Annotated in this window: 14 protein-coding genes; 11 read left to right on the forward strand and 3 right to left on the reverse strand. The window is 36.7% G+C overall.

Translation table 11 applies throughout. The features are described from left to right. Nucleotides 1–29: 29 nt before the first annotated feature. The 3 genes from LEUM_RS04300 (at nucleotide 30) to LEUM_RS04310 (ending at nucleotide 5,116) form a co-directional block, all read left to right on the forward strand. A complete protein-coding gene (locus LEUM_RS04300) occupies nucleotides 30–1,214 on the forward strand; it encodes a galactokinase (protein WP_011679648.1) in 1,185 nt (394 codons plus the stop codon). Nucleotides 1,215–1,216: 2 nt separating this feature from the next. Continuing rightward, nucleotides 1,217–2,722 (forward strand): UDP-glucose--hexose-1-phosphate uridylyltransferase, encoded by a 1,506-nt coding sequence (galT, locus tag LEUM_RS04305; protein WP_011679649.1) that lies wholly within the window; start codon nucleotides 1,217–1,219, stop codon nucleotides 2,720–2,722. 141 nt (nucleotides 2,723–2,863) lie between these two features. Further along, complete coding sequence (locus tag LEUM_RS04310; RefSeq protein WP_011679650.1) at nucleotides 2,864–5,116, forward strand: ATP-binding cassette domain-containing protein; 2,253 nt, start codon at nucleotides 2,864–2,866, stop codon at nucleotides 5,114–5,116. A 58-nt stretch (nucleotides 5,117–5,174) separates the two neighbouring features. On the opposite strand, the gene LEUM_RS04315 is transcribed toward LEUM_RS04310, so the two are convergent. Further along, nucleotides 5,175–6,296: an alpha/beta fold hydrolase gene (locus LEUM_RS04315; protein WP_011679651.1), complete on the reverse strand. Its 1,122-nt coding sequence runs from the start codon at nucleotides 6,294–6,296 to the stop codon at nucleotides 5,175–5,177. A gap of 140 nt (nucleotides 6,297–6,436) precedes the next feature. Here LEUM_RS04315 and LEUM_RS04320 point away from each other — a divergent pair, with 140 nt between their 5' ends. Next, nucleotides 6,437–7,009: a TetR/AcrR family transcriptional regulator gene (locus LEUM_RS04320; protein ID WP_011679652.1), complete on the forward strand. Its 573-nt coding sequence runs from the start codon at nucleotides 6,437–6,439 to the stop codon at nucleotides 7,007–7,009. Nucleotides 7,010–7,133: 124 nt separating this feature from the next. On the opposite strand, the gene LEUM_RS04325 is transcribed toward LEUM_RS04320, so the two are convergent. Further along, nucleotides 7,134–8,243 (reverse strand): AraC family transcriptional regulator, encoded by a 1,110-nt coding sequence (locus LEUM_RS04325; protein ID WP_011679653.1) that lies wholly within the window; start codon nucleotides 8,241–8,243, stop codon nucleotides 7,134–7,136. Nucleotides 8,244–8,495: 252 nt separating this feature from the next. On the opposite strand from LEUM_RS04325, the gene LEUM_RS04330 reads away from it, so the two are divergent. The 7 genes from LEUM_RS04330 to pgmB all read left to right on the forward strand — a co-directional run bounded on the left by LEUM_RS04330 (nucleotide 8,496) and on the right by pgmB (nucleotide 16,771). Further along, a complete protein-coding gene (locus tag LEUM_RS04330) occupies nucleotides 8,496–8,687 on the forward strand; it encodes a hypothetical protein (RefSeq protein ID WP_176579698.1) in 192 nt (63 codons plus the stop codon). 28 nt (nucleotides 8,688–8,715) lie between these two features. Then, on the forward strand, nucleotides 8,716–10,242 hold the full coding sequence (locus LEUM_RS04335; protein WP_011679654.1) for an alpha-L-arabinofuranosidase C-terminal domain-containing protein: 1,527 nt from the start codon (nucleotides 8,716–8,718) through the stop codon (nucleotides 10,240–10,242). A 121-nt stretch (nucleotides 10,243–10,363) separates the two neighbouring features. Next, nucleotides 10,364–11,350 (forward strand): LacI family DNA-binding transcriptional regulator, encoded by a 987-nt coding sequence (locus tag LEUM_RS04340; protein ID WP_011679655.1) that lies wholly within the window; start codon nucleotides 10,364–10,366, stop codon nucleotides 11,348–11,350. Nucleotides 11,351–11,352: 2 nt separating this feature from the next. Continuing rightward, nucleotides 11,353–12,306, forward strand: a complete 954-nt coding sequence (locus tag LEUM_RS04345) for a LacI family DNA-binding transcriptional regulator (protein WP_011679656.1) — start codon at nucleotides 11,353–11,355, stop codon at nucleotides 12,304–12,306. 106 nt (nucleotides 12,307–12,412) lie between these two features. Then, nucleotides 12,413–13,765 (forward strand): SLC45 family MFS transporter, encoded by a 1,353-nt coding sequence (locus LEUM_RS04350; RefSeq protein WP_011679657.1) that lies wholly within the window; start codon nucleotides 12,413–12,415, stop codon nucleotides 13,763–13,765. Between the two features lie 44 nt (nucleotides 13,766–13,809). Then, nucleotides 13,810–16,068: a glycoside hydrolase family 65 protein gene (locus LEUM_RS04355; protein ID WP_011679658.1), complete on the forward strand. Its 2,259-nt coding sequence runs from the start codon at nucleotides 13,810–13,812 to the stop codon at nucleotides 16,066–16,068. Nucleotides 16,069–16,084: 16 nt separating this feature from the next. Further along, complete coding sequence (gene pgmB / locus LEUM_RS04360; RefSeq protein WP_011679659.1) at nucleotides 16,085–16,771, forward strand: beta-phosphoglucomutase; 687 nt, start codon at nucleotides 16,085–16,087, stop codon at nucleotides 16,769–16,771. A 50-nt stretch (nucleotides 16,772–16,821) separates the two neighbouring features. Here pgmB and LEUM_RS04365 read toward each other — a convergent pair whose 3' ends face one another. Continuing rightward, nucleotides 16,822–17,829 (reverse strand): LacI family DNA-binding transcriptional regulator, encoded by a 1,008-nt coding sequence (locus LEUM_RS04365; protein WP_011679660.1) that lies wholly within the window; start codon nucleotides 17,827–17,829, stop codon nucleotides 16,822–16,824. Nucleotides 17,830–17,916 lie beyond the last annotated feature (87 nt).

A 17,916-nucleotide genomic window follows, 5' to 3' on the forward strand; every position in this document is an offset into this window, starting at 1 on the left:
TGAAAATCATTGTGAAAGGAAAAATGGAAATGACTGAAATATACGAAGAATTAATTCATGTTTTTAAGAAGCAATTTCATCATGAACCAACTGACAAGTTTTTCTCACCAGGTCGAATTAACTTAATCGGTGAGCATACTGATTATAATGGTGGTCACGTGTTTCCAGCATCAATTACACTGGGAACATATGGCGTAGCATCTCAAAGAGCGGATAGTTTGGTAAAACTCTATTCGACTAATTTCCCGGATGAAGGGGTGATTAGTTTTGACGTTAATGACGAAGAAAAGTTACCTGGATCATCTTGGGGAAATTTTGTTAAAGGCGTGTTGCAGGCTTTAAGAGGATATGGTAACCGTTTTGAGCATGGATTTGAATTAGTTATCAATGGTAACATACCAAACGGCTCAGGATTGTCATCATCGTCATCTTTAGAACTCTTAATTGGCGTAGTGGCGCAAAAGCTATATGATCTAAAAATTCCGAGATTGCAATTGGTGGCCAGTGGACAACGTGCTGAAAACGATTTTGTTGGTGTTAATACTGGAATAATGGATCAATTTGCTATTGGATTTGGTGAAGCGGACCAAGCTATCTATTTAGACACGAATACGATGATTTACGAAATGGTACCAATCCATTTGGGTGATTATGTTGTTGTTATTATGAATACGAACAAACGAAGAGAGTTGGCTGACTCAAAATACAATGAGCGTGTTCGTGAAACTCAAGAAGCAGTCTATCAATTGCAAAAATATACACCTATCCAATATCTGGGCGAATTAGACGCCAAAACTTTTAATAAATATGCTGATAAATTAGAAAGCAACATACTTGTAAAACGTGCCCGCCATGCTGTTTATGAAAACGAACGAACTAAGATTGCTGTCGAGGCATTAAAATCAAATGATTTGGCTAGCTTTGGTAAGTTAATGAATGAATCGCATCAGTCTTTAAAGGATGACTATGCGGTAACTGGAATAGAACTTGATACGCTTGTGGAAACAGCACAAACCGTCGATGGTGTGCTCGGTGCAAGGATGACCGGTGCAGGATTTGGTGGTTGTGCAATCGCACTAGTACATCAAGATAATGTTGATGATTTGAAAGCGGCTGTTGGGGCTAAATATGAATCTGTAGTTGGCTACGATCCCTCATTTTATGTAGCAAATGTTGGTGACGGAGCACACTGGGTCGGTAAAGTAGGTGAATAATAATGTCAGAAAATAATTTAATTACGGAATTTACTCAGCGTATTATCGAACAATCGGATTACACAAATGAAGATGCAAACTATTTGGGAAACCAAATATTAGGCATGATTGGTGAATCAAATTATGAGCATGTAACAAGTGATCAAGATGTTTCGAGGTTATCTACGTTAACACTATTGGATAATTTGGTAGCAATTGCAGCAGATAATGGCACATTACAGAATAGAAAAATAAATGCTGATATACTAGGGGCACAACTAATGGATTATTTTGTGCCTCGTCCTTCACAAGTTCGACAAATTTTTTGGCAACATTACGATCACGCCCCACGGGAGGCTACTGACTATTTCTTTGATTTATCGAAAAGAAGTAACTATATCAAGACGCGGGAAATTAGCCAAAATTTATCTTACCCAGTTGAGACCGAGTATGGTCAATTACAAATTACAATTAATCTCTCAAAGCCTGAAAAAGATCCTAAGGTAATTGCAGCAGCACTGAAAAATAAAACACAACAACAGGAACAGTATCCTGCATCTCAGTTGGCAAAAGAGAATGAAGGCTACTGGGGTCGTTTAGATTATGCTGCTCGGTCGAATCATCGTGTCATTCCAGTAACTTTAGGTAATGAAAATTGGTATTTTCAATATTCACCGTATGCCTATTTTAATGAACATGCAATTGTGCTATCAGAAAATATTCGACCAATGCACGTTGATCAGGAAAACTTAGCTAGACTGTTAGAATTTGTTACTAAATTCCCAGATTATTTTATTGGATCCAATGCAGATTTGCCAATTGTGGGTGGTTCAATATTGTCCCACGATCATTTTCAAGCAGGGCGCTATGATTTACCTATGGCAAAAGCAACATTGAAGGAAAGCTTTCAGATTTCAGATGTGAACCTGTCGGAAGCGGGGGTATTAAACTGGCCAATGACTGCAATTCGCTTAATTGATTCGGACAGCGATAAATTACTCGCAGCGGCTGGTAAAGTAATGAAAACATGGGAAGATTATGACGACCCAAGTTTATTTATTCAATCTCATAGTCAAACGGGTGAAAGACATCATACGGTTACACCAATCGTCCGATTCCGTGACCACAAATATGAAGTAGACCTTGTGTTACGGGACAACAATACGTCGACTGAATTTCCAGACGGAATCTTTCATCCTCACTCAGATGTACAACACATAAAAAAAGAAAACATTGGACTAATAGAAGTAATGGGTTTGGCTATTTTGCCACCGCGTTTAAAAACAGAACTTGCAGAAGTCGAAGCATATCTTTTGGGGAATACGGATTCTGTGGCTCCAAAGCACAAGATATGGGCCGATAAACTAAAATATGAAGAAACTTTTAATGCTGATAATGTAACGGAAGTGGTGGAGCAAAGTGTTGGTCAAATTTTTAAAAGAGTCCTTGAAGACGCTGGCGTTTTCAAAAATTCCGAAGCAGGCCAAGCTGGTTTGAAAAAATTTATTGTGCAGTTAACAACTAATTGAAAACATGAAAAAAAATACAAGTTATTGCTTGTATTTTTTCATGTTTTCAATACATACTCTGCTCTGACTTTGATTATCATATAAAAAAATGATAACATTGCATTGAATTGTACATTAAAGATAATCGGTAAGGGGGATAGCGTGGGTAACAATGAATGGATTGGCATCGACAATGCGCATCAAAATAATTTAAAAAACATTTCGGTCAAAATTCCAAAACACCAGTTAACCGTTTTTACAGGTGTATCTGGTTCGGGAAAGTCAACCTTAGTTTTTGACACTTTAGTTGCGCAGTCAAGACGTGAATTAAATGATACGTTCTCGAGTTATGTGCAACATATTTTACCAAAATATGGTAGACCGGCTGTAGATAACATTACTAATTTGCCAATAGCAATACCAATTGAGCAACGAAAAATGTCGGGCAACGTTAGATCAACAGTAGGAACGTATACTGAAATATACACATTCTTGCGTTTGCTGTTTTCTCGAATAGGACAACCCTTTGTTGGTTATTCAGATGCCTTTTCTTTCAATCATCCCCAAGGCAAATGTGAAGTTTGTGATGGCTTAGGTTTTACTAAAAAAATTAATTTAACATATCTTGTTGATTTTAATCAATCACTTAATGAAGATCCAATTGATTTTCCAACTTTTGGAAATGGTGCTTGGCGTTGGAAACGTTATGCCTATAGCGGCTTATTTGATTTGAATAAAAAAATAAAGGATTATTCTAAAGAAGAACTAGATTTATTGTTATACGCACCACAGCAAAAACTAGCGTCTCCTCCTGAAAAATGGCCAAAAACTGCCTTATATGAGGGTTTGTTACCGAGAATTAAGCGAAGTATTATTAATACTGATGAGGGGAAAAGGCATAGAAAGCAACTTGAAAAGTTTGTATCCACTGATATTTGTCCAACTTGTCAGGGCTCCAGATTGAATGCAAAGGCGCTAAGTTGCAAAATTGATGGGCATAATATCAGTGATTTAGTTGCAATGTCATTGGATGAATTACAATTATTAATTCAAAAAATAAGAAATCCACTGGTTCAGGATGTTAAAACACAGATTGATAAACGCCTAAATGCTTTGATTACGATTGGTTTAGGCTATCTTAATTTAGCGCGAAGTACAGATACGCTATCGGGCGGCGAAGCGCAAAGAATCAGAATTGCTAAGCATATCACAAGCTCTTTAAATGATGTGATGTATGTCCTAGACGAACCTAGCTCAGGCCTACATCCAAAAGATATTGAACGACTATATAAATGTTTGTGTGTCTTAAAGAATCAAGGCAATACGATTATTTTAGTGGAACATAACCCACTGCTAATTCAGCGAGCTGACTACATCATTGATGTTGGTCCAGGTCCGGGAGTTAATGGTGGCAGTATTCAATTTTCGGGAACATATGGTGAGTTTTTAAAAAGCGATACGATTACCAGTGTTGCTATGCGTGAAAATGAGAGGTTGAATAATCATACTAATAGCAGCTTCAAAAAATGGCTGTCTGTTAGAGATAAAAATTTAAACACAGTACAAAACGTTTCTTTAAAAATACCACTTAATGCTTTGACTGTTTTATGCGGTGTGGCTGGATCAGGTAAATCGTCTCTAGCACAAATAGTAGCGTCAGAATTGATTCAAAGAGAAATCGATGTTATCAATATTTCGCAAAAGAACATTGGTATTAGTCTTAGATCAACTCCACTGACTTACTTAGATATTTTTGATGATATTAGGAAACTATTTGCAAGAGCAAACTCAGTTAGTCCATCGTTATTTAGTTACAATTCAAAGGGCGCTTGTCCGCGCTGCAAGGGAAAAGGCGTTATCGTTAATGATATGTATTTTATGGACGATGTCGTTTCTGAGTGTGAATTGTGCCATGGACAACGCTATAATCAGGAAGTTTTGCAATATGGCTATAAGGATAAGACTATTGTTGACATATTGTCTATGACGGTGAGTCAAGCCGTTAATTTTTTTAGTGGTATTACACGAATAGCTACTGGTTTGCAAGCAATCTGTGATGTGGGTCTTGGTTATTTAAAATTAAACCAATCTTTGAGTACATTGTCAGGCGGAGAGTTGCAACGGATCAAGTTATCGAGCTACTTACAAAAGAAGAGTAGTGTTTATATTATTGATGAACCAACGAATGGGTTACATTTAAAAGATATTGATCATTTGCTTGAGCTTTTCGATAAGCTGGTTGCTAGAGGAAACACGATTGTCATTATTGAACACAGTTTGAAAGTCATTCGACAGGCTGATTGGCTGATTGAGATGGGTCCTGAAGGCGGAAAAATGGGTGGTAAAGTTGTTTTTTCCGGTACAATCGACGATTTGAAAAAATCAAATGATGCAATAACAAAACCATATTTATAAAAAAGATGCATATAAAAAGCAGAAAAATATGATTTATTTTTCTGCTTTTTATATTTGGCTATTTATTCGATAAAAATTCTTTTATTGCATCAAATCCTAATTGTCGATTACCTGCTTGACAATGTTGATCACCACCAGACGCCTTGTCAAACATAATTGATTTAACGGAAGCAGCATTAATTAATTTGCTATCAATTTCTACTAAGCGGCTACTGGGAACATATTGATCATTTTCGCCAGCTAGTAACAGAACATCTTGATTAATAAGTGGCATAATCGGTTCCATATTATATTTTTGGAACTGTTTTAATAGTTCGTAAGGCGATTGAACGCCAACGTTTGCCATACCCTTATTGATTTTCCAATTTAAATCTAGATTATTGGCCATCATACTTTTGAACATAAAATTAACTGTTTTGGCATCTTTAGCAGCTAGCAGCTGTTCGATTTTAGTAATTTGATTATAGGGCATTCGAATACGTAATGCATCAAAGAAACTATAGAAAATATCAAATGCAACAATTTTATCCAATCGTTTTTCAAATGCGGCGGCGCGCATAACTAAATATCCACCTAATGACATACCAACTGCACTAGCTCTTTTAAGGTTGAAATAATCTAATATGACGCTTACTGGATTTTCCCAATTATGTATCAGGTGAATCCCTTGACGCAACGCAGTTCCTTGACCTGGCCCATCAAAAACATAAATGTTGTAATCAATTCCTTTCAAAAATTTTGACATTTTGACCATCTCTTCCATGTAGGAATCATATCCGGCAAATAGCAATAGATTCTTAGTGGCGTTTGGTGTGACTAGTTTTACAATTGGTAGATACCCATTTTCATAAGGTACTTGATACCTTTCGTATTCAAAGTCGTTGAAGCCTTTATAAAAATTTTCTCGATACTTTCGATAAGCATTTTCATCTCGGGGATCCTCAGGTGACAAATAAAACTCAGAGGCTTGATAATAAGTTGATGCGACAGAGAAATCACCATCTTGTTCTCTTGCAATAGCTTTGTCGTTCCATGCTTTAAACCATGATTCTTCATCTTTTAACTGAGGAATAATACTTTTTAAATCTTCCTGTACTTTTTGATCATTTTCGTACTCATCATTGATGAATCGATTAATTTGTAAATTGAATTGTTCATTTTTAACATACTGTTTAAACATGTTGTTCCTCCTTCTTTTAAGTACATTTTGACATGATGAAGGTAAAATACAACTGGCAAAAGCGGTAATAAGGAACGATATCATACTGAAAAAAGAAAACAGTATGATATTATTGGTGTATAAATAGGAGGGTCAGCATTGTGTCAAAAGACAAAAGGGTTATCAAAACAGAAAAATTGATTACTGAAACGATGATGCGGTTATTGACGACCACGAGTATTTCAAAAATCACTGTTAAGAAAATTTGTGATCAAGCGTTGATTAGCAAATCAACTTTTTATGATCACTATGTCGACAAATTTGATGTCATTGACAAGATTGTTGATGTGTATGCGATGCAGTTTAATTGTGAAATCCAACAAAGATTTGAAGCAGTGCAGCAGAAAAATACCTTTGAAATCTTTAACAAAATTATTAAAGATATGGCTAATCAAGATAGTGATTTATTAATTTTAATGTCGCTTGAACAGGATGTACATCCTGTTCAAGATTGTTTTCACAAAATATTATACGATAATGCCCACGCTTTCTTGTCAAAACAAAAAATGAATAATCGTTTTTCAGTTGACTTCTTATCCCAAATTTATGCTGACCTTGCATTAACTTCAATTTCTTTTACGTTAAAACATGCTGAGAACGAAAAGCTTCTTGAAGAGCAAACTGATTTTATGAATTTAATGCAAGAGGTGATCATTTCTAACGTTAAGCAGTAGACATTTTTTAGTAGCTGAAATAGCTAAGGTATGTTTATTTTGTCTATTCAATATTATCGCAGCTAGAAAATTATCAAAGCAAAAAAATAAAAAAGTACTGATTGATGTGTAAAGTTCATATCTATCAGTACTTTTTTGTCGATATAAATTGTTTCGGGGATGTGCCAGTTATACGTTTGAAGGTGTGGGAAAAATGTGTGTAGTCTTTAAAGTTAAGGAGCGTCGAAATGTCCATTAAGGAAAGTTGTGTTGAAAGTAGTAAGCGTTTTGCTTCTGTTATCTTTGTCTTAATGATGTATTGTTTGAGTGTTTCATTTGTTTCTTTTTTGAATCGTGTGGACAGGTAGTTTTGACTATATTTAAATTGTTTTGCAATTTTCACAATGGACAAATTTTCATAGATATGAATTTGAATATAGGTCTGCACTTCAAATATTAAATGACTTAATTTGCTATATTTTTTTGTTTTTACCAAACTAGTAAAATTGAGAAGAATATTTAATCGGACATTCTGATTAATAATATTTTCCACAGAAGTGTGCTTTTCAATTGTATTAATCCACTGGTCTGAAAGTAAATAAGCTTTTTTATCATTTACGCCAGCTTGAATCGCTTCTCGTGTACACAGGGTTGCAATAATGATGAGCATATTTTTCTCATGGCGTAAGCGATTATTCTTCATTGCTAAGAAGGATTCGTATGCATTATGGATTTGAAACTGCTTGTAGGCATTTATGACAATTTGTTTGTCACCGGTTTTGATAGAGCTGAGCAATGTTTGTTCATCAGAATAGCTATGATGTGTTTGTAGTTGAGAAGAATATTCTAAAAGACTGAGGCTATCATTTGGAGGGGCAATATCAATCAAACCGTTATTTTCAGATATATCATTACTGATTATTTTTAGTATTGCACGATATCTTTGATAGAGCTTAAGTAATAGGTATGTAGATGAGTGACTTTCTGATGGCGTGAGTTTACCATACAGCATTAAGTAGTATTTTTTTATTGAAAATATAGCAAGTATGTCATCATCGTCAGGGTGATTAAAATTCCTAATTGGATAAAATAGTATTGCAGATGGATTGTCCAAAATTTCATCATTAAAATGCAGTTCGTCATCAAACTTCATCAAGAGTTTTTCGTCGCCAAATATCACATTACAATGCGTGTCTTGCATAAATATTTTTTCATCAAGCAGTTGCTGAATTGATTCCAAAGTTTCTGTTAACATACTTAACCCCATTTTTCACAAAAAAAAGTTAGAAATTACAATTTCTTTTTCAACGAAAGATTTATTATTCAATTATAGTAAGCGCTTACAAAAAAATCAAACAATATTACTCATCTAATTTATGAAAATTGGATTTTTGCAGGAGACATTGTTGGAAGATTTTTTGTTCCTAATGGGCGTACTAAACAATGTCTGATAAAATTGATCGTTATTATTGCTTTGATAGGTTATGGTTATTGGTTGCTTACTACCATGGATGCTCCAAAAAAAAACATTTTCAATGATGTGTTGCCATCTAAAGAAACAGCTGCAAAGGATTTAGAAATTTTGAATATCGCGATAATGCTTGGACAAACAGGCGGCCATGGTTACGTAGGTGCAACTGCTATTGTATTTGCCTTCATTGCATGCATATTTATTCAAATAATTCGATCCACAAAGTAGTAAAAAGGTGAAATCTTCTGGAGGAAAAATGAAAGTTAAAATAGAAAAACGTCAAAATGAGACTAAAATCAATCCACGTTTACATGGTCAATTTATAGAATTTCTTGGTAATGCGATAAATGATGGCATATGGGTCGGAAAAGAAAGCAAAATTCCAAACATTAATGGGATGCGGTTAGATGTCATTAACGCCTTGAAAGAAATTGAACCTCCAATTATAAGGTGGCCAGGTGGTGTATTTGCGGATCATTACAATTGGCAAGACGGGGTTGGGGAAAAAAGGAAAAAGGTATTTAACGAAGGATTCGGAACATATAGCGTTGAAACCAATGAGTTTGGTACGGATGAGTTTCTAGAATTTGCGTCACTGATTCATTCTGAACCATGGATCAATGTTAATTTATTAACTGGTTCAGCTCGGGAAATGACTGAGTGGATGGAATATATTAATCGTAAGCAGTCAACGTATTTATCAAAAAAGAGAAAAGATTCTGGTCATGAAAAACCCTATGATGTAAATTATTGGGGAATCGGGAATGAAGTTTGGGGTGGTGGAGGCATGATGACCCCCGAGCAATATGTTGCTGATTACCGAAAGTACGCAACGGCGGCACCAACATTTGCGTTGAATCAGTTTTCAGAGGATTCGCGCTACTTCATTTTGAGTGGTGCCGATGCTAATAAACCAAAAGAACGCCGTTATTGGACTAAAAGTGTAATGAAGGAATTAGCAAGGGCTCGTCCACCAAAAGTTGATGGTTATGATTTGCATTGGTATAACTGGTACCTGGGTAATGAGTTTTCCGCCTCAGCAACAGATTTTAATGCCAACGACTGGTATCAAGTAATTAAAGGTGCGACAGAATTAGAAGATATCCTTAAAGAACAATACGATTTGATTCAAGATGGTTTGGATCAACTGCCAGAACCTGAAGGAGAGTTTGATCAAAAACTAGAGAAAATGGATCTGATTTTAGGTGAGTGGGGCAATTGGTATGGGAGAGCTTTTTTTGAAGAGAAGGCACTGTATCAACAAAATACAATGCGCGATGCGATAACAACTGCAATCGTTTTAGATATTCTTCATTCTAATGCTGATAAAGTTAAAATGGCTAGTATGGCTCAGACAATTAATGTGTTAAATGCATTAATATTAACTAACGGTGAACAATTTGTGCTAACACCAGTATATGATATTTTCAAGATGTACAAAGTGCATAGAAATAATGATGTTCTAGATGTGACAATAACAGATGAGAATAGTGATCACGTTAAGTTTTTTGCATCAATAAATGACAAAACAATTTACTTAAATGTGATTAATTTTGATTTGACTGAAACCATCAGTGTTGACATTGATTTACCAGGGTTGGTACTTCAGTATCAAAAGGAGGAGTTAGCGGCCAATGATATGCATGAAACCAATACGTTCGAGGATCCTAATCACCTACGTGCAGCGATTGTTGAACAGCGTAATAATGTTTCTGCGAATGAGTTATTTGATATTAGCATAAAGCCAATGTCAGTTTCTGTATTCAAAATTGTATTAGGTTAGTCTAAAGTTAAACTATTTAAAGAATGTGAAATAGTTGGTGTATTTCCGAAAAGTCAGAAAAAGATTGAGACACCCGTCTCGATCTTTTTCATGTTAAAATAACGTGGACAGGAGGTCTGGTATGGTAACGATACAAGATATTGCAAACAAAACTGGTGTGGCTATTTCAACAGTATCACGCGCTTTAGGGGATTCCCCAAAAATAAGTTTAAGAACTAAAGAACGTATCAGAAAAGCGGCGCGTGACATGGGTTATACACCTAACTTTGCTGCCAGAAACTTAACGCAAACTGAAAGTAATACGGTTGGCGTTGTATTTCAACCTCAATCAGAAGGTAATACAGATAATGACTTTGCCATGCAAATTCTATTTGGTATTAATGCGCAATTAATTGCGCGTCGTTATTTATTGACTACAGCTACGGGCAGCAATTGGTCTGAGGTGTTTAATGCAGTTAAAATGATGGTTGAAGCCGGACAAGTTCGACGCTTTATTTTACTATATACAGTCGAAAATGATCCAATTGCCGAATTGCTTCGTGAGAATCATGCACGTGTTGTAGTTACAGGTGAGCCAGAAATTGCTACGAATATTTTGTATGTAGATAACGATAATCGCAAAGCAAGCGCTGAAGCTACCAAAAACTTAGTGTCTAGTTTTCAGTTAAAATCACCAGTTTTTGTCAGAACGTTAGCTGATTGGCGCTTTGAAGATAATCGAGAGTTGGGCTTTCGTGAAGCACAAGAAGAAGGTGATGTTTTATCTTTACCCTTGGAATTCACGCAACAAAAGCAGGTCTTACAGAAATATTTTGAGCAACATCAAACGGTTGACGGAATAGTTGCCAGTGACGATAAACTTGGTTATTTGGCACGTAATCAAGCACAAGCTCATCTTCCCAGTCATCCTAAATTGCCGACAATTGCATTTAACTGTTCTGAATACGCCCGCTTGGGAGGGAAAAACTTTTATTCTGTTGATGTCTTACCAAGAACTCTTGGCAGTGAAGCAGTCCGATTGTTATTTAATGACCAGCAATCGCCACTTGAGAAAACTGAAGCTAGCAGCGTCATTGTTCCGTATCGTATACCAAAAATAGGTGAATAATAATGACAAATTTAAATGATGTTGCGCGCAATGCACACGTGTCTAAAATGACAGTTAGTCGTGTAATTAATCATCCCGAACGAGTTTCAGATGAATTGAAAGAGCTTGTAGAGAAAGCAATTCAGGACGTTGGATATGAGCCAAATCGCATGGCAAAAGCGCTTGTTAACAAGCGCCATTATGTGATTAGATTTTTACTGTTAGAGGATGTCACAACAGTTGAACCAAATTACGCCAAGCTATTGATTCATATTGCTAATTATCTCCAAGAGAGCGGCTACACGCTCGAAATAAGTACCGATTTAGCCGCCAGTACAAACAATATTGACGGGATGATTGTTAGTGGCTGGCGTCAAGCGGACTTAGAGGGTTTATCATTAGTGACCGTACCAATTATTTTGTATGGTGTGGCACCGGAAAATTCACGTCTTTCTTATGTTGACGTTCATAATAAACAAGGAATTGAGATGGCAACGCAATATATGATAGACAGGGGTTATCAGGATATTTGGTACATTGGAATTGCAATTGATTTACCATTTGCTAAGCAGCGGGCGTTAGGCTATCGTTCGGTCATGAATAAGTATGGTATGAGTCAAAAAGTTTTTGCGACAGAAAACCATGCCCACTCGGCGGATATATTGATGACGAATATGGTGACAAGTATTCAATCAAATACTGGTTTCGTCTGCGCGACAGATCGGATTGCTTTGGGTGTTGTCAGATCCTTGACACGTATTTATGAAGTGCCAACTGACTTTGGAGTAATTGGATTTGATGGTGTATTTATTGACCAAATTTCCTCGCCACAATTAACGACAATTAGGCAACCGCTTGCATTAATTGCAAAAAATTTGGTCAAGGAGATAGTAAACCGAGTTGAGTCTGATGAAGAAAATACCAAAATTGAAGTTAATATTACGCCAGAACTAATTATCCGCGATTCAACGCAATGAAATGATGTTACCGTTAACATCGGGCAAACGCTTCCAAATATTTATCTACTGCTTTATACTGTTCAATGTAAACGGTTACAAAAATAATATTTTGGAGGCAGAAATAATGGATGATAAGCATAAAGGGCAGGGATTGCCTAATTTGCCGCTTAGCACAATTTGGATGTTGAGTTTTGGGTTCTTAGGTGTGCAAATGGCTTTTTCCTTGCAAAGTTCACAAATGGGAAGAATTTTCCAAACATTGGGTGCTGACCCAACAAAACTTGGTTTTTTCTTCATATTGCCACCTTTGGCTGGACTATTTGTTCAACCCTTGGTTGGTTACTTTTCAGATCGAACATGGACCAAGCGTTTTGGACGACGCATGCCATACTTGTTAGTTGGTGCATTAGTTTCGGTTATAGTAATGTTCCTGTTACCAAATTCTGGTAGCTTTGGATTTTCTACAACCGCAGCATTATGGTTTGGCGCAATAACGATTTTGTTTATGGATCTTAGTTCAAATGTGGCTATGCAACCTTTTAAAATGGTTGTTGGTGATATGGTTAATGAAGATCAGAAATCATACGCCTATTCTATTCAGAGTTTCTTATCAAATACAGGTTCTGTACTAGCCACAATTTTTCCTTTCTTGTTAACAGCAATTGGGGTTGCTAATACTGCTGACAAAGGACAGGTTCCAGCTTCGGTTATTATTTCCTTTTACGTTGGTGCAGTTGTATTAGTTGTCTTCTCATTAGTTGCGGTATTCAACGTAAAAGAATACGATGACGCAACTTACGAGCTTTATCATGGTTACGCATTAAACACGCCAAATGATAATGATGGTGGGTTTTTAACTTTATTGAAGCGCGCACCAAAAACATTTTGGATGGTTACTGTGACACAATTCTTCTGCTGGATGGCTTTCCAGTATTTGTGGACATACGGTACAGGTGCAGTTGCAGATAATGTCTTTCATGCAACCGACCCAACAACAGCAGGTTATCAAAATGGTGGAAATTGGTTTGGAATTTTGTCGGCGGTTTATGCAATTGCTGCCGTACTCTGGTCGTTAGTACTGTCTAAAATTCCGGCAGAAAAAAATAAATTTGGGTATGCTTTGTCGCTTCTATTAGGGTCAACAGGATTCATTTCAGTTTTCTTTATCCATTCACAATATCTTTTAATTGCATCTTTCATTTTGATTGGTATTTCATGGGCAGGGATGATGGCTTATCCATTTATCATGGTTACTAATGCATTGAACGGCGATCACATGGGCACTTATCTCGGGCTATTCAACGGCTCTATATGCCTGCCACAAATTGTGGCGTCAGTTGCAAGTTTTGTTGTATTTCCAGCATTAGGATCACATTTTCCATCAATGATCTTAGTTTCAGGGGTTTTGATGCTATTGGGTGCAGTTAGTGTTGGTTTTATTAAAGAAATTCATAGTAATCCAGTGAATGCACATTAATATAGTAATAACGTTACCGTAAAGAAGAAAGAGGCATAAAAATAATGAAAAGAATTTTTGAAATTAACCCTTGGACAGTCGTAACGCACGATTTAAATCCTGAAGACAAACGCCTACAGGAATCTATGACAAGTTTGGGAAACGAATATATGGGCATGCGTGGTATGTTTGAAGAGGTTTATTCAGGCGATACACACCAAGGTATCTATATTGGAGGCGTGTGGTTTCCAGATAAAACAAGAGTTGGCTGGTGGAAAAATGGTTACCCACTTTACTTTGGAAAAGCTATTAATGCTTTGAATTTTGTGAAAGCAGACATTTATATTGATGGTCATCAAATTGATTTAGCCAAGAATGAATTTCAGAATTTTGAAGTATCCTTAGACATGAAACATGGTGTTTTGAAGCGTCAATTTACAGTCTTTGGCGTTGAAGTTCAAGTATCACGTTTCGTTTCAGCCGCGTTTAAAGAACTAGCCGATATTCACTATACCTTTACATCCGTGGATGGATATAAGCATAACATTCGTTTTGATGCTAGCATTGATGCTGATGTAGTCAATGAAGATGCTAATTATGACGGAAAATTTTGGCAAGTTTTAGATGCCGGTAATGATGTTGCATCGTCATTTATTGCCACACAAACCATTGAGAATCCATTTGGTGTACCACAATTCACAGTGGTTGCTCGTCAAAGTTTCATTGGTGGCGAAAAACACGGCACTAATCGTGGAACAAAAGAAGTTACTGATAACTTTGATATTGAGGTACCAACTAAAGGCGTAGTAAATTTTGAAAAGCGTGTTATCGTAACCACTTCTCGAGATTACGATAGTTTAAAAGAGACAATAGATGCTGGGACAGCGTTGACGAACAAAGTTTTAGAAAACTCTTATCAAGAAATATATGAAGACCATGCGCAAGAATGGTTGAAACGGTGGGAGAAGGCTGACGTTCAAATTGAAGGTGATGATGCTGCGCAACAAGGTATTCGGTTCAATTTGTTCCACCTCTTCTCAACTTACTATGGTAACGACCCACGGCTAAATATTGGACCAAAGGGCTTCACCGGTGAAAAGTATGGTGGTGCAACGTACTGGGACACAGAAGCTTTCGCCATTCCGGTCTATCTAGGTGTTGCTGATCCATCAGTTACAAGATCACTATTGCAATACCGTTTTGATCAACTTGATGGTGCCTTTCATAATGCTAAACAACAAGGCCTAAAAGGCGCGCTTTATCCAATGGTGACTTTTGATGGTATTGAATCTCATAATGAGTGGGAAATAACATTTGAAGAGATTCACCGTAATTCAACTATTGCTTATGCGATTTATAATTATACAAATATTACTGGAGATCACTCTTGGTTAGACGGGGATGGGGCGCAAGTACTTTACAGCATCGCACGTTTCTGGGCTGATCGCGTTCACTATTCAAAACGCAATAATCAGTATATGATTCACGGTGTCACTGGACCTAATGAATATGAAAATAATGTTAATAATAATTACTACACTAATTGGATGGCTAAATGGGTATTACAGTATTCGCTTGATCACTATGACGAAATTAATGACAAGCAAAAGGCAAAGCTAGCTATTACCGATGAAGAGTTGGTTCAATGGCAAGATATTGTTACCAAAATGTATTTGCCAGAAGCTGATGTTGATACAAAAAATGGCAAAAAACATATTTTTGTACAACATGATACATTTTTGGATAAAGATTTAACCCCAATTGCTGATATGCCACAAGATATTCGTCCAATCAACCAGAACTGGTCTTGGGATCGAATACTACGGTCGCCATACATTAAGCAGTCTGACACTTTGCACGCAATGTTCTATTTTCCTGATGCCTTTACTGAAGAAGAGAAACGTAACAATTTTAACTTTTATGAGCCACTGACTGTGCACGAATCATCATTATCACCGTCAGTTCACGCGATATTGGCTGCTGATTTACAAATGGCTGACAAAGCTGTTGAAATGTATGAACGCGCTGCGCGATTGGATTTGGATAATTACAATAATGATACTGGTGATGGTTTGCATATTACTGCGATGACCGGTTCATGGTTAGCAATCGTGCAGGGATTTGCCGGAATGCGAGTACGAAATGACGAATTAAATTTAAAGCCATTTTTACCTAAGAATTGGACAAAATACGCGTTCCGTCTGGTTTTCCGTGGTCATGTTTTAGAAGTGACGGTTGACAAAGAAGGTGCAGATGTCCAACTAATTTCTGGTGATCCACTTACGATTAATTTATTGGGTAAACAAGTCACATTAACGAGATAATAAAGAGGACAAATCAATGCAGAAATTCAAAGATATTAAGGGATTTGCTTTTGATTTAGATGGGGTCATTGCAGATACAGCTCGATTTCATGGACAAGCTTGGCATCAGACTGCTGATGAAGTCGGCACAACTTGGACACCACAATTGGCTGAATCACTCAAAGGTATTAGTCGCATGGAATCATTGCAAATGATTTTAGACGCGGGTAATCATGCGGATGATTTTTCACAAGCTGATAGAGAAGCACTCGCTGAAAAGAAAAATCATTTCTATCAACGATTGATTGCAACATTAACGGAGGACGACATATTGCCGGGGATGAAAAGTTTTATTCATTCGGCCAAAGTGGCAGGGTACAAAATGTCTATCGCCTCAGCCTCAAAAAACGCTCCTATGATCCTTGATCATTTGGGATTAGCAAATGATTTTGTTGGAATAGTAGATCCAGCAACACTGACAAAGGGAAAACCAGACCCTGAAATTTTTGTTAGAGCTGCAGAAGTGCTAGAACTAGCACCCAATCAAGTGATTGGATTAGAAGATTCAGCAGCCGGTATCGAGTCAATTAATAGTGCTGGTCAAATATCGTTGGCAATTGGTGATGCAGTTGTTTTATCGGCTGCTAATTTAATTTTCAGTTCGACTGTCGATGTTACTTTGCAAAGTATTCAATCTAAAATGGACAAAATCAAGTCCAACTAAAAAAAATCATTAAAGCTACTAGAAATAAGCTTTAATGATTTTTTATTGTGCTAATTATTTTTATTAAGCGTTGTCACTGTACCTGACGGTACGATTTTAGTCTCTGTAAAGAAAACAGCATGTGGTGCTAATTCCTGTTCATCTAGTGCCGAAACAGCCAACTGTCCCATCAATTGAAAATCTTGTTTGGCAGCACTGAGAATGGGCCGGGTTATTTGTGCTATTTCAGTACCGTCAATTGTTACGATAGATAGGTCTTTGGGAACATCTATTTGAGCATCTTTAGCACCATTGAGGATGCCAACGCTGATAATATCAGCCGAACCAATTGCTGCTGTAAAAGGTAACGGTGTGCCAAAATGTTTGACAGCATCCAATCCGGTTTGATAAGTAATATCTGTCCCCCAGATAAAATCAGAGTTATATTGAATACCGTGTTTTGCGAGTGAATCAATAAATCCTTGCCTTCGTAATTTGGAAACAATTGAATTTGAGTTTGAGGAACCAATGAGCGCAATTTTTTCATGTCCATTTTCGTAAAGATAATTAACAATTTGGTGCATCATATCATAATTATCGGAGGAAATTGAAGGGATTTCATTGTTTAATTGATTTGAAACGCTAAGAAGCTGGACATCAGTGTTGGTTAATAGGTTAAAAACCGGGTCAGCAATTTCAATATCTACTGCCAACATGACAATTGCCAGCACTTTTCGAGATAGCAAAGAATGAACGGTTTGCAGCTGTTGTTCTTTGTTTACATCGACAAAGGCGATGAGTAATTCATAGTTGAGCTCATACGCTTTAGACCGCATGCCCTTAATAATTTCATCAGCAAAATTAGTATGCTCGCTTGGTACTAACACGCCAATAACGCGACTTTGTTTTTGTGATAAATCAGCTGCTGATTGATTCTTAAGATAACCCATTGATTCCGCAAGTTCACGAACTCTTTTTGCTGTATCCGCATTAAAACGACCTCGATTAGTTAAAATCCGAGAGACGGATGCTGGTGAAAGCCCAGCTTTATCTGCAATGTCTTTAATAGTAATAGCCATATCAATTATTATAACCTAAAAAGGTTGACTTTCAATATGGAAGCGTTTACAATGTAAATTGCGTAAACGTTTACTCAAAAAGTTTTT

Origin of the sequence: Leuconostoc mesenteroides subsp. mesenteroides ATCC 8293 (assembly GCF_000014445.1) — a bacterium.
Classification (GTDB): domain Bacteria; phylum Bacillota; class Bacilli; order Lactobacillales; family Lactobacillaceae; genus Leuconostoc; species Leuconostoc mesenteroides.